The sequence below is a fragment of the Litoribaculum gwangyangense genome, assembly GCF_039543505.1.
GTDB lineage: Bacteria > Bacteroidota > Bacteroidia > Flavobacteriales > Flavobacteriaceae > Litoribaculum > Litoribaculum gwangyangense.
On the sequence record NZ_BAABJW010000003.1, the window covers coordinates 25,726 to 41,064 of the forward strand.

Annotated in this window: 9 protein-coding genes; 3 read left to right on the top strand and 6 right to left on the bottom strand. The window is 31.7% G+C overall.

The window, feature by feature from the left end; genetic code table 11:
• Positions 1-166: 166 nt before the first annotated feature.
• From bshC to ABD963_RS09700, 6 genes are all read right to left on the bottom strand, one after another.
• Complete coding sequence (gene bshC / locus ABD963_RS09675; RefSeq protein ID WP_345276767.1) at positions 167-1,774, bottom strand: bacillithiol biosynthesis cysteine-adding enzyme BshC; 1,608 nt, start codon at positions 1,772-1,774, stop codon at positions 167-169.
• A gap of 73 nt (positions 1,775-1,847) precedes the next feature.
• Complete coding sequence (locus ABD963_RS09680; protein ID WP_345276768.1) at positions 1,848-2,555, bottom strand: hypothetical protein; 708 nt, start codon at positions 2,553-2,555, stop codon at positions 1,848-1,850.
• Entirely contained in the window at positions 2,552-7,960 is a 5,409-nt protein-coding gene (locus tag ABD963_RS09685; protein WP_345276769.1) for a T9SS type A sorting domain-containing protein, read from the bottom strand. Before ABD963_RS09685 ends, ABD963_RS09680 begins: the two co-directional genes overlap by 4 nt.
• 24 nt (positions 7,961-7,984) lie before the next feature.
• Positions 7,985-10,207: a hypothetical protein gene (locus ABD963_RS09690; protein WP_345276770.1), complete on the bottom strand. Its 2,223-nt coding sequence runs from the start codon at positions 10,205-10,207 to the stop codon at positions 7,985-7,987.
• A gap of 22 nt (positions 10,208-10,229) precedes the next feature.
• Complete coding sequence (locus ABD963_RS09695) at positions 10,230-10,745, bottom strand: T9SS type A sorting domain-containing protein (RefSeq protein WP_345276771.1); 516 nt, start codon at positions 10,743-10,745, stop codon at positions 10,230-10,232.
• Positions 10,746-10,861: 116 nt separating this feature from the next.
• Entirely contained in the window at positions 10,862-11,506 is a 645-nt protein-coding gene (locus ABD963_RS09700) for an outer membrane beta-barrel protein (protein ID WP_345276772.1), read from the bottom strand.
• Between the two features lie 202 nt (positions 11,507-11,708).
• Between ABD963_RS09700 and ABD963_RS09705 the strand changes: the two genes are divergently transcribed.
• The 3 genes from ABD963_RS09705 (at position 11,709) to ABD963_RS09715 (ending at position 15,337) form a co-directional block, all read left to right on the top strand.
• Entirely contained in the window at positions 11,709-12,500 is a 792-nt protein-coding gene (locus ABD963_RS09705) for a TerC family protein (protein WP_345277105.1), read from the top strand.
• Positions 12,501-12,594: 94 nt separating this feature from the next.
• Positions 12,595-13,854, top strand: a complete 1,260-nt coding sequence (locus ABD963_RS09710) for a carboxypeptidase-like regulatory domain-containing protein (protein ID WP_345276773.1) — start codon at positions 12,595-12,597, stop codon at positions 13,852-13,854.
• A gap of 187 nt (positions 13,855-14,041) precedes the next feature.
• Positions 14,042-15,337, top strand: coding sequence for an SPOR domain-containing protein (locus tag ABD963_RS09715; protein WP_345276774.1), 1,296 nt, complete (start codon positions 14,042-14,044; stop codon positions 15,335-15,337).
• Positions 15,338-15,339: the final 2 nt, after the last annotated feature.

A 15,339-nucleotide genomic window follows, 5' to 3' on the forward strand; every position in this document is an offset into this window, starting at 1 on the left:
CTGATCTCATGCGAAATTAGTTAATGCTTAACTAAATATTATCAATGAATTAGTTCTAAAAAATTGTCAAGAACTTCAAAATATTGCAAGAAAGTTTAAAAAAACTGGCGATCCCAGCAGAAAAAATTAGGAATATCCAAGGATGAATCTTTACAAAATTTGGTATTTATCCTTTGAGTGTCAAAACTATAAACTCGCTATTTAAAGGCTCCAAACATTCAACCAATGTTGGTATTAGATTTTCACCATACTCTAAAAAAAACTCTGAAAAATTAGTGTTACGCTCTTGCAAGCTGGCATTCGGAAACAACTCATTTTGGATGATTGTTATTCTAGAAACCTCATCGTCTAATTTCCTTTTTTGGGCCTTTAGCAAACGTTTTTCAAGATTTTCCAGTCCTTTTATTTGTTTAACTTCTTGAGCTTTTACGGCACCTAAAAACGAATTATCGGTCTGTTTAGCCAGTTTGTATAAATCTTGAAATTGGTTCACTAAATACTCCTTTTGAGTGGAGAAATCAATATCAATACTTGAAATTTCTTTTACTTTTTTACTTACAAGTTCATCTTGATTTAAAAAGATGTCTTCATGAGAGATATGTAGTCTCTTAAGTTTTTCACTTTGCTTTTCAGTTTGAATTAAAACCGAATTTCTCAATAATAAAATAGGGAATGGAACTTGAACTTTATCGAAATACTCTTTTAATTGAAACCAATAGGCCAGTTCACCACCACCACCAATATAGCAGAGGTTTGGTAAAATAACCTCCTGTAATAATGGTCGCATGATAACGTTGGGAGAGAATCTTTCGGGAAAATCGCTTAGCTCTTTTAGTATCTCAACCTTATTCCAAGTAATATCAGTATTTACAACGCCATAAACACCATCTTCAAATACAATACGCTCTCTTAAATTTTCTTTTAAATAAAATAAATTTATATTTCGCGGATTTACTTGAAGTTTATAATTTTGAGGTAATTCATTTATTTTTTTATTTGTTTCTGAAACGGACTGAAATGACGTTTGATTAGTCAATTCTTCTTCTAAAAACGGAATAAATTGTGCTTTTAAATCTTTATCATGAGCATCTATGATAACCAACCCATAGTCCCTAAACAATTCATTTGACAAAAAGCGTGTTGCATCAGCCAAATTAGTGTGTTCCAAATAGGCTTTACTGAAAAGTTCTTTTAAGTATTCAGCATTTTTGGTAGACCCTAACTCTAAAGAAAATAAGTCAAAAACAGCCTCCAACCCATCCGTGGACAATTCACCAACAGCACCATTTGAATTTTTATTCCATTGTATTTTTTTTCCTTTAAAATTGAAATAATTGATTTCTTCAAAATCATGATCTTCGGAAGCCATCCAATACACAGGTACAAAATTACAATCTGTATATTTCGCTTTTAATTCTTTAGAAAGATTGATAGCAGATACTATTTTATATAAAAAATACAGAGGTCCCGTTAACAGGTTTAGTTGATGCCCAGTAGTAATAGTAAAGGTGTTTTCAGAAGATAAACTTTCAATGTTTTGAAGTGTTAATTCCGAAGCTTTAATGTTTTTATATTGATTTTTGAGAACTTTTGTTAAGACTGTTCTTGATTTTGAAGAAACCGAAAGACGCTTTTCTTCAATTTGATTTTTAAAATTTTCAATATTTGGAAAACGATTATAAAACGGTTTTAAATCTGATTTTTCGTCTAAATAGTCACAAATTAACGATGAGAAATAACCTGTTTTATGAAAAGGAATTGAATTTTGCTGCATACTAAGTTTAAAAATCATGTAAATATACAGCTATTCTGTTTTTTGAAATCTAAAAATTACGTTAAGAGTTTAATTATTGAACGATGAATTGATAGGTTCCAGAATCTGAAGTGTTTCCTAATGAGTCTTTAGTAATAACTTTCCAATAATAAATGTTTCCAGATGTTACAGGTACATTTGTTTGGGTAGCTGTAATATCCGAAACTTTGATATTAGGATTTGCGCTGGTACCAAAATACACGTCATAACCTGCAATATCATCATCCACATCGCTTCCCGTCCATTGTAAAGTAACTGAGCTCGTTGCAGCCAAATTTTCTGCCATATTTGGTGCTACAATAACTGCTGGGAAAGGTGCATAAGACTGCACTCCTGGTCCAGAATTATAAAATTGCCAAGTAGGGCTTCGTTCTGTTTTTGAACCCTTTACTGATACAATAAACCATTTGTATGGTGTGGCACGCTGCAATACTATTGGTATGATATCGGCACTAGTTTCTTCTTGTATAACATTGCCAGTTAAAAGATTTTCTATGGTTATTTTATAATTATCAGAGCCATTGGCTTCCCATTCAAAATACACGGTACTCTCGGTTGGCGTTACATTGCTTCCGATATTGCATAACATATTTTCCTGTGGGAAATATAGTTTTACACCGCCATCAGTTCCTTCATTTCCAACTAATTCTGGATTTTCTTCACCATTACCTTCATCGGTTGAAGATTTACTACATCCAAAAACCAAAAAAGCGAAGCAAAAAATAAATATTATGTGTTTCATTTTTTTACAATTTTAAATGTTGAAACAGATGATTTTGATTGCACTGAAACCGTATAAATTCCATCAGACAAATGACTAGTATCAATATCAACTGTGTCCAAATTATGATTCACAATATCTTTGGAATATATCAATTGACCCAGATAGGAATACATGTTAACATGTATGTTTTCCTTATCCATATTTCCCAAATAGAGATTGATACTTTCTTGAAATGGATTAGGATATACAAACACTTTATCTGAAACCAAAATGGTTTCCTCATAAATACCTTGGCACTCAAAATCTGTACTAACTTTGATGCTATTTTTTCCTTCCTGTAAATTCAATGTAATTTTAGAATTGGTGGTATTGAATTTCAATCCATTGAAATTGATGTTATAACTTGAACTACCAGACATATCTATGGATACTGTTTTGCCATTATTTATCTTTCCTGTTAAAACACTTAATGGTTCTGGCTGGCTGATTACTATATCATAACAACTTATATAATCTGGCCATTCTTCTATGGTGATACACATTTCATAGGTGCCTGCCAATAGATTTAATATATCAATCTCATTGGTGAAATAGTATGCCTTATTAAAATCATCCTTAGTTAAAGTTGCTGTGTAATTATAGTATTGAAGCGTAGAAATATTTATTTTTCCATCGTTATTATTTAAACAGGTTTCACTTGTTATTAAAATGGTAAAATTATTGTTTGGCAAACTTAAAATGGAGCAACCAAATAAATCTACCACATCACCAAAAGGTGTGTTTGGGCATTGATCATCTGCATTCGCAACGCCATCATTATCGGCATCAGCGCAAACCGTTTGGTAATTGGCCGTTGCATCTTTAAACCAGCCATCGAAATCACCATTGGCATTTGTAATGACTGTGAATGGATCATCCACTAAAATACAACTCAACAGAGGATTATTGGTAGCATTAAAAATTTTAAGATTTTGATTATTGCCATTTTGAATGTTTAATTGGTCGCTAACAAAAAGATTGGATTGACAATATAAGCTTGTTAAATTGAGGTTGTTTATGACTTGAAGCGAATCCAGTTGATTATTCGAGCAATTTAATGTTTGTAAACTAACCAAAGCATCCACATTTAAAGACGTCAACACATTTTCTGAAACGTTCAAACTAACCAAGTTTACATTTGAGTTTAAATCCATTTGAGCTAAACTGTTATTTGAAAGATTTAATGTTATCAAATTAACGTTTGAGGTCACATCAATACCTGTAAATCCATTACCTGAAGCATCCAAATTTGTTAAAAGGATGTTGGCACTTACATCCACATTTGTAATGGCGTTACCGGTAATGTTTAAACTGCTTAAACCCAAGAAATCCTCTATACCTGTTAAATCAATAATACCTTGATTGCTCACATTTAAGGATGTAATGTTGCTGATATTTGAAGTCAATACATAATCATCTAAAGTACCTGAATCGTAGCCTAGTGAGATGAGAGCTTGCTCAAAGGCATCATCAGGCACATAAGTTTCTCCATAATGACATTCAACAGAATAACTTGCCGTGGCATCCTTTAACCAATTGACTCCTCCTGGGGCATTACCAGTATCGGTTTCAATACAGGTTAAAGTGGCATTATTTTGTACATTCAAATTTAATAAACTGGTATTTTGTCCGTTTTTAAGATTGAGACTTTCCAATACATTTGATAGACAACTTACATTGGTTAATGCCGTATTTAATTGAAAATCCAAATCTATAATTTGATTGGAATCGCCATTAAAAACTTGCAACGTTGGTATAACACTGGCATCAAATTCTGTAAAAAGGTTGTTTGAAATATTTAAGTTTATCAGATTTGGATTGCTACTCAAGTCTAGATTAGCTAATGAATTATTTGAAGCATTAATTTGGGTTAAATTGATATTTTGAGATAAATCTACTGTATTTACAGCATTGCTTGAAAAATCTAAATTTTGTAACGCAATAAAATCTTGAATCCCTGTTAAATCTGCTATGTTATTTCCGCTAACATCTAAATTGGTTATAACCTCAATAGTAGCGGTCAAAATATAATCGTCCAAAGGTCCAGCATCATATCCTAAGGTAATTAAGGCTTGTTCAAAATTATCATCGGGCACGTATGTTTCACCAAATCTACAATCCACGCTATATTGAGCAGTAGCATCTTTTAACCAACTGGCACCAATATTATTGATGTCATCTACTTGAATACAGGTAAGGTTTGGGTTGTTGGTTGCTGAAAAATTGATTATCTCACTATTGATTCCGTTTTGGATATTTACAAACTCTAATTGATTACCAGAAACATTAATCGTTATGGAATCTGGGCAAAAATCCAAAGGATTATTTTGGTTTTTAGTTGGACATGTACCTGTTCCCAAAGTTGTTAAATCGAAATCGCCCGTAATTAGATTATTACTACAGTTAAATGTTTTAAGTTGATTTAAATTGTTAGGTAATTGTAAAGCAGTTGTTTGATTGTTGCTTACATTAAGCTCTATTAAATTATTATTTGTACTGATGTTTAAATCTGATAATTGATTATTATTGAGAGACAATTGCTTTAAATTCGGGAAATTATTTAGTATGTTTAACTGGGTTATTTGATTACTATCTAGGATTAAACTTTCTAAAACAGGAGACGTTAAATCATTAATTTCTACCAATTGATTTTGTGAACCTGAAACGGCTATTAAATTGGTTTTACCAGATAAGTTAACATCTGCCAAATCGTTATCTGAAAAATCCAAAACTTCCAATGCACTATTTGAAGTAATATCAAGCTGTGTTAATGTATTGGATCTACAATTTAAAGTGGTTAATGCCGAATAATTAGTAACCAAAAGCGTATTTAATGCATTACTTGAACAACTCATTTTAAGTAATGAAGTATTAATAACCGTAGCAGTAGATAAATTAGTTATTGGGTTGCTATTACAATTAACCTCAACCAAATTAGTGTTATTGCTAATATCCAAAGTGGTTATATCATTGTTGGAACAATCAAGTTCTTCTAAGTTCGTATTTAATGATATGTTTAGATCGGTTAAGTTATTATTCGCACAAAATAGTTTTGTTAAACTTACTGTTCCAGAAGTATTTAGTAGTCCATTAGTATTTGCAGGATTATTGGTTAAAAAATAATTGGAACCACAATAAAGATTTTGCAAATTACCCATATTGCTCACATCCAATTCATCTAAGTAATTGTTACCACAATCCAATTCTGTTAATGATACAAAAGCTTTAATGCCTTCAAGACTTTCAATATTTTTACTATTGACATTCAATGAGGTTAAATACTCAATATTAGCCGTTAAAACTTGATTATCCAAAGCTCCAGAATCGATTCCCAAATCAATTAAAGCCCGTTCAAAATTGTTATCTGGAATGGGCGTGTATCTATTGTTGGCACAATCGTCATTATAACTCGCCGTGGCGTCTTTTAACCAACTTCCAGGGATGCTTCCTATGACGGCAGTATCCACATTTATACAAAACAAATTAGAATTGTTGGTAGCATTGAACGTGGTTACATTGATGTTATTTCCATTTCTGATATCCAAAAATTCCAATGCATTATTATTACAAATAATGCTTGTTAAGGCAGTATTTTCGGTTAAGTCTAATTGAATAATAGCATTATTGGAACAATTTAAAGTAGTTAATGCTAAAAAATCTTCAATACCAGTTAAATCGGTAATATTGTAACCGCTTACATTTAAATTAGCTACTCCAACAATATTAGCAGTTGGAACATAACTATTGAGGGTTCCAGTATCAAAACCTAAGTCAATTAAGGCTTGCTCAAAAGCATCATCGGGCACATAGGTTCCACAATTAATTGCATAAGATGCAGATGCATCAACAGCCCAAGTAACACCCCCAGGCACAGTTCCAGTATCAGTTTCAATACAAGAAAGGTTTGGATTATTTATAGCACTAAAATTAGCAAGATTTCCGTTTTGACCATTTTTTAAATTTAAAACTTCAAGGGTATTGGAATCGCAATTAAGATTAGTTAAAGCAGGATGATTGCTTAAATTCAATGATTTTATATTGTTGTTAGAGCAATTCAAATTATTGATCGATAGATTGTTGCTCAAATCTAAGCCAGATAACGTATTATTAGAAACATTCAGAATTGTGAGATTGGTATTGTTACTCAAATCTAAATTAGTTAAGCCATTAGATGAAGCATTCAAATTCACCAACGAGGCATTGTTGGAAAGATTGATTTCATCTAAATTATTATTGATACAATTAAGTGTTTGTAACGCAATAAAATCTTCAATTCCTATTAAACCATTAATATTTGAATTTGAAATATCAAGCGTTGTAATTGGATTAATATTTGATGTTAACACCAAATTATCCAACACCGTATCATAACCCAAATCAATTAAAGCTTGCTCAAAATTATCATCCGGCACATAGGTGTAAATATCAGTACAGGTAGTATCTGAATAGTAAGCCCAATCATCTTTCATCCAATTAGAGTTAGGCGTAAAACCCGAATCTACTTGAATACAAAATAAATCAGGATTGTCCTGGGAATTAAATGAGGTTAGTAAATTGTTATAACCATTGGCAACAATTAAAGAATTTAGTTGATTATTTGATATATTAATGGATGATGCGCCCTGACAAGCAGTAACTGGATCGGTTTGTGGGTCTGGGCAAATTACCGTATTAATGGTACTTAAATCTAAAGTAGTTAATAAATTATTGGAAGCGTCTAGTGTTTTTAGATTGGTATTTGCCGATAGATTTAAGTTAGAGATTTGATTGGAAGCGCAAAATAAACTTTCCAGATTTGAATTGTTATTTACATTCAAAACACTTAATCTATTACTTGAAATTGCTAAAGAGGTTAACTCGGTATTTTGACTTACATCTATGGCACTAATTCTATTATTAGAACAAGTCAGACTTTTTAAAAGAGAATTATTGGCAACATTAATTGCAGTAATTTGATTATTAGAGCAATCCAAATCCTCTAAATTGGAATTAGACGTTACATCTAAACTTAACAATTGATTAGAACTACAGAGTAAAGACTTTAAGTTTGCATTATTTGAAATATCAAGACTTACTAAATTATTGTTATTACATATTAATGTTTCCAATGCATCAAAATCCTGAATTCCGGAAAGTGTGTCAATGTTTAAATTACTAACATTTAAAATAAGCACAGAATTGATCCTGTTCGTTAAAACCAAACCATTACCATCTACTCCATCTCCCATACTTGAGCTATCTCCAATATTTACCGTATTTCCATTGGCATCATGAGTTTCTAAATAATTTTCAAAATTAGCATCTGGTATAGACGTATTTTGTGACCACATCATGGATACGGCAAAAAAAGAAACTAAAAAGAATGTTAGATTGTTGTTTTTCATAAACTTGACTAGAAGCCTTATTGCTTAATGTCTGCCCTTTTTATCAATCGCTTTATGATAATGTACTTGCTTATCTAATTTTTTCTGAATCTCATCAATAAAACGCTCTCTGAACTCTGTATCGTTATCAATCCTTTCAAAAAACTCTCTGTTTCTATCATATTCTCCAAACTCAGTCATTGTTTTTCTGGCGTATGCTAACCCATCTTCTATGTCCTGTCTGGTTATTTCGAAATAAATGATTTCTGTTTCAACAGCTTCAATTACTGTAACCTTTCTGTCCGAATGGCTGTTATGCACTACTTTTTCTCCTTCATTTGTAGTCGAATCTGAACTAACTTCACTACTAACTACATGTCCTGATTCAATTCTTGAAATATTTGTCAATATTTCTTCTATTTGTCTTTTTAGAGTGTTGATTTCTTGAGCCTGTTCGTTCACTTTGTTTTCTAGCTTCCCAAGAATTAAACCACTATCGTTTCTATTTAATCCAACCGCTACATTTATTAAACTAAAGCCAAAAGAAACATCACTTTCAGACCATGCGACACCCACAATATCTTTAATTTGGTTTATAGTTATTAAGGAAGGTTTTACTGCGATACCAATTCCATCATTTTTTCCACTAGGAATTATGTAATCTCCAATATTTACTTTTCCAAAAACTTTAACAGGAACTTGCCCCATAAAAGCCACTTTTTCATATTGGTTTTCTTCATTTTGCTGTGGCATATTACCCAAAACAATGGGTTTATATGAAACCACCATAATTCTCTCTGCACCAGCTAAATTTTTTGATATTTTACCGCCTTTAACACCAACAACATCTCCATAAGTCATTTTTTCACCTATATTTTCTCTCAATAGATATTCGGCATAATCTCCAGCACCAGAAGCATAAGTAACTCCTTGAAAGGTATCCTTATTGTTATTGTAAGTAACCAAATTATCAATGGCTATAACCTCTCCAGCAATGGCAACTGCGGTTTTAACTGCCTCAGCTACAAGTCTGAATTTAGTACTAATAATAAATGATGGAGGCGGAAGTGCAACACATGGAATTGGACCTACACATGGAGCTGCTGCTGAAGCTGCAGCTAAATTATCGGCAACAGCGACGGCTGTATCCCAAACTGCTGATAGCACATCAAAACTGGCATCAAAAATATCATATTGAAGAGATCTTTGATCAAAGTTATAATCTGCGTTATTAGTATATTCAGAAGGAGTTTCTCCTTCAATCCTTCCCCACATAGTCGGATTAGTAGTGGTCATATTAGCTCCAGACATTGCTGGACTGGAAGAGGCAGTAGTATCCCAAAATGAAATAAAATTATTTTTATTAGTTCTACTTTCATTTACCACTATGGCTATTCCTTGCTGACCACCTTCAATTTTTAATGGGTAATTGTTAATATCCGTATCATCATCACCATCTAAACTTGAGGTTATGGTAATTTGAGAATCTGAATTCATTGCAATGCTGCCATTTAATTCAGATGAATTATTTACTGTTAAATCTTCAACCGTTAAACCTGTAAATGAGGATTCTCCTACTACTGTTAGGCTTCCATTGAGAACAGTAGGTGCGTTATCATCTGGCAATCCTGTAGCTACTCCAACATTTAATGCCCCAGATAAATTGGTAGTACTTTGATTATTTACGTTTAAATCGCTATTTAAATTGGTAACACCATCTACTGTTAAATCCCCTGTTAAATTACTTTCGTTACCGCCATCAACCAAAAGAGTACTGTTTAAAGTTGTTGGACCTCCAACGGTTAGCTCCCTGTTTAAAAAGGTGTCATCATCAACATCTAAAGTACCGGTTGCTGTAATGTTTCTATGGTAAGCATAAGGCACAAAAGTTAGCACCTCTCTGCTCATATCTATGTAACCATCGCCATTACCAAAATTAATTTCAACTTTTAAATCTTTTGGCGTACCATCCCAACTTATTTTTTCAAAATTATCATGTTCTACCGCTCCTATTATAAGGTTGATTCTACCAAATTCATCTGTAGTAGTGGTTTGTATTTCCTCAAACTCTACTTGATTTCCTGAATCAAAAATGATGAATTTAACAGCTACATTAGCATTTGGTAAATAGTTGCCTTCTGAATCTACACCTGGTAATTCTAAAACATCGGGTGCAATAATAACAGCTTGATAACTAAGGCCATCAGTCTGCGCAAACAATCTAAATGTTATTAGAAGAAATATTCCTAAGGTTAGTATATGTTTCATGTTTGGTAAATTTTAATACTGATTATTTTTTTATGAGTTTTACATTAAAGCGTCTATTGTTTGATAAAACCTTTAAAAGATAAGAGCCACTGGAAATATTATCGAGTTGCAATTGAATATTTTTTGATGGAGCATATTTGTTGGAAAAAATGAGTTTTCCTGACAAATCAAAAACCAAAACATCAATATCTCTTTCCATATCTTCATTGAAAGAAATAGAAACCGATTCCTCAAAAGGATTAGGGTAAATGGTTGCCAATAAATCATTGTTTTTAAAAACCTCATCAACGACTTTAATTTTGCTCACAGGCTGTTGGTAGCCATGCCTTAAATAATAGCCATTTTTATTTGAAGTACCTATGACACTGGATTGACCAATACTTTGACTCACTATGTAGTTACCTTTTGAGGTTGCTATTTTTTGTGATGATCCACCAGAACCCATATTGGAACGTGTAATTTTGTAAGTGTTTTTATTTTGGGCTTGTATTGAAAAAACAAAACATAAAATGCAAACTAAAAGTAAATTTATTTTCATGAATTTTATCTTTGAGAGTTAATGTAATAACCATTTATTGATAACTAAGTTAATACAAAAACCGTGTTGTTAAATGGGTGTCCATACTTTGTCCACCTTAAAATGTATTTATAGTATTAAAAATCACAAAAACAATTGGGAAGGTTTATTATAAAACCTATCCCAAACTGATGTGCATTCAATTTTAATTTTTCGGCATTTTCGCCACTACTTATCAATACAGATTTTCCATATGAATATCCCGCATAAATTGCTGTACTATTTGATATGGGATATTGAATCCCTAAACCCACTCGTAAAAAAAGAATGTTGTTATTGAATTCTTCTTCACCAACCAAATCAAAAACATCATTATTTATGGTTTGATTCCCTCTTATTAAAAATTCTGAAGCAATAGATCCTTTAACATAAAATGATAAATCCCTTAATTGAAATATTCTATAATCCAAACCTGCTTTTATACCCAGATAACTCACATCCCATTCAAAAAAATTGTCTACACTGCTTTCACTTCCAATAGCACCATAATTGTTATATGTAAGACCCAAAGCCAGAAATAGTGTTTTTTCATTATTGATAACTTGTCTGTATCCCATTCCAAAATATGAGTCTGATTTCGACAATAAATTATTTAATGGAAGCCCTTGAGAATTTGTATAGTCAAAAGAAGAAACAGTCGAACCAAGTTCCATGTACAATTGCTGACTGAAGCCCGAAATCCCAATTAAAAAAATAAGATTTGCTAGTAATTTTTTTTTCATAAAAATGTATATCCAGCCAATATAACTTGTAGCTAACTACTAAACAAATAAATATCTACCAAGTCCATAATTTGTCTATAACCTGTAATGTAGATTTATCGCTTGACTGGTAAAACTTTATTTATATAGTACAATCCAAAATAGCTCAAAAATTTATAAGTGGCAATTTTTTAGTTAATTTTACAATATAATTTTTTAGATGGTGATAGAATTCTTATTAACAAGTGATGCTATAATGGCATTACTTACTTTAACATTTTTAGAAATAATTTTAGGAATAGACAACATTGTGTTTATTTCCATTGCTGCCAATAAACTGCCCGAACACCAACGTTCCAAGGCCACCACTATTGGGCTGTTTTTGGCAATGGCGCAACGTATAGTCCTTTTGTTTTTTGTTAGTTTTTTAATAGGTCTTAAAGAACCTTTTTACAACATTAATTTGTCTTGGCTGCAAATAGGAGTAAGTTGGCAAAGTATTATATTATTTTTAGGTGGTCTCTTCTTGATTTATAAAAGTACCTCAGAAATTCACGAAAAAGTGGAAAACCCAAATCTTGATGAAAACAGCATGAATAAAAAGAAACTAAAGAGTCTTTCTCAAGCCATATTTCAAATACTGATTATAGATTTCATTTTTTCCATAGATTCTATTTTAACTGCTGTAGGCATGACCAATGGTTTACATCCTAACCACAATTACAATCTGGTTCTCATGATTATTGCGGTGATGATCTCCATTGGTATTATGATTGGTTTTGCAAACCCCATCAGAAAATTTATTGACACGCACCCCAGCGTTCAATTGTTAGGCTTAGCCTTCTTAATACTCATAGGTTTTATGCTAATAACGGAAGCTGCACACCTATCACATACTAATTTTTTTGGAAACCAGGTTGGAGCCATTCCAAAAGGCTACTTATACTTCGCCATTGCTTTTTCATTATTTGTTGAATTTTTGAATTTCAAAATTCGAAAGAAAAATAACGCTTAATTTTTAACATTTATTTATGCAAATAGCTATTTGATTACTAGTTTATTAGCTCGTAAATTTGTATCTTAAAGCCACTATTTTAATTTATATTGCTATGAAAAAATTAATTAGATTATTAGTCATTTACATCGTTCCTCTTATAATAATAAGCTTTAATTCCAATGCTCAAAATGAAGAAGCATTCAAAGAACTTAAAGGTATAATAATAGATGCCAATACAAATGACCCTTTAATGTTTACAGATATTGTCATTAAAAATTCTAACATTAGTACCGTAACCAATACTGATGGGGAATTTCTGTTAAAAATACCTGAATCTTTTTTTGATGGTATATTAACGTTCACTCACTTAGGTTATGAAAAAAAAGAAATTCTAATCTCATCAATAGGAGAGAACGATAAAATAGCCCTATCTCCAGCCATAACTGAATTAGAAGCCATTAGTATAACCACGACTTCTAAAGAAGCTAAAGACCTAGTTATTGAAATGCTGAATAAAAAAAGTAAGTTATACAATACCAATAATACCTTGATGACGGCTTTTTACAGAGAAACCATAAAAAAAAGAAGGCGCAATGCCTCACTTTCCGAGGCTGTTGTTAAAATCCATAAACAACCCTATGATAATTTAAAGAAAGATTATATCGAACTTGTTAAAGCTCGCAAAAAAACGGATTACTCAAAACTAGATACTTTAGCTTTAAAACTTCAAGGTGGCCCATTTAGCAATCTTTACACAGATATAATTAAGTATCCTGAATATATTTTTACTGAAGAAGATATTCCTTCATACAACTTTAGTTACGGGCAATCTACACGCATCAATGATAAGTTGATTTATGTTGTGAACTTTCAACAGAAAGAAAATATCTCAACCCCATTATATTTTGGAAAACTATATATTGATGCTAATACGCTTGCGCTTACCAATGCTGTTTATAGCTTAAATGTATCCAATAGGGAACTTTCTAGCCAAATGTACGTGCGAAAAAAACCCAGAAAAGTCGATGTATATCCAACTGAGGCTACTTACAGAGTTAATTACAGAACCACTAACGGAAAATGGCACTATTCATATAGTAACATCTCATTAACCTTTAAAGTGAACTGGAGAGGCAAACTGTTTAACAGTATCTATACCTTAAACAGTGAAATGGCTATAACAGATTGGGAAATAAAGGACAACAATATGGTGAAAACAAAAATAGATTTAATTCGTCCAACAACCATTATGACTGATAGAGCTTCAGGTTTTTCAGACCCTAGATTTTGGGGGGCATATAATATTATTGAGCCTGAAAAGTCCATCGAATCTGCCATCAAAAAAATACAGAAACAATTAAAAAGAACCTAAAAAATATTAATCTGCTAAAGTGATAGCTTGAGTCACTTTAAAACTTAGAGTCTTAAATTTTCTCTAAAATGTTAATATTTTATACTTTTTATCGAATATATTTGCATTTTATCGTATTTTTGATAAATCTTATTAGATTTGAATGCCATTTGGCTTTATATCAAATCTAGCTTTAAAGACAAAACCAATGAAAAATATATTCAATATTACCATAATTATACTTTTTAGCATGTCTGTAATGGGTCAACGTCTTGTATATCCTGGACAAAATCAAATAAATCATTACATGGAGGACCCATCGTACCTAGCATTAAATGGGCAATACAATATGACCGGTATTATTCAAGCCTCTGATACAGATATATCCAATACAACACAATATGTCTATGCCCAACTTTCCCCTTTCGATAATGCTGCTTTCGGTTTAGACTATGCTAGACATAGCTATCAAGTTTTTAGATATTCACAAATATTCTTAAATAGTCGTTTTAGATTTAATCTTGGAAATGAGTTTCATTATATAAATTTGGGTGCATCCATAGGTACAGATAGGCTAAATGAAGATAGGACCTCAAAAGAAAACAATATTAATACCATTTTTAGATTAGGGTTACACTACACCAATTTTAATTTAACTATTGGCGGTTTTATGAATGAACTTCCAGTACAAAATAACCTTTTGAACACATCTCTAGACCCCTTAACAACATACAATGGATATACTACATACTTATCTTATATGATAAGAGTATCAGATAATTTTAGACTCACCCCAACAGCTAGATATAACTCGTATTCTGATTTAACTTTTTTCGAAGGAGTAATGAATTTAAATTATAAGGGCAATTATGAATTAGCCATTTCCTACAAAAATGATTATTCAGTAAACGCAGCGGTAAGTGGAAGATTTTTAAAACACATTAGGGTGAGTTATTCTTTTGAAAATGCTATAGGAAGTCAAAATTTTAATAATGTTCATTCGGTTGGTGTGTCGGTTGATTTAACTCCTAAAGAAAATGAAATTCCTGAATGGCTAGCAAATGTTAAAAGAAATAGGGTGAAATTAAATAGTATTAAAAAGGTAAAAGAAGATCCTGTAGCATTGGTAGAAACTGAAACTATTGAAAAAGCAGAAACAGATAATATTGAAAAAATTGAAGAAACGATAAGTGCCGAAGAGGCCGAACTCGCTAAATACCCAATAATGACAGAAGACGCTCCATCTGATATTATAGATAACCGATTAAAACCTGGTTATTATATCATTCTCGGAAGCTACAAACAGGTAGAAAATGCTGAAAGGGAAATTGAACGATTAAGAAAAAATGGTTCGTATGCAAGGTATGGGAAAAAAGATGCCAATGATGACTTTAACTATGTATATGTAGATCGATACGACAACAAAGATATCGCATCAAAACGAACTAGGGCTAAACAAAAAGAAAATGGTTTTGAAAGAGTATGGCTTTTAAAAATTGATTAAGG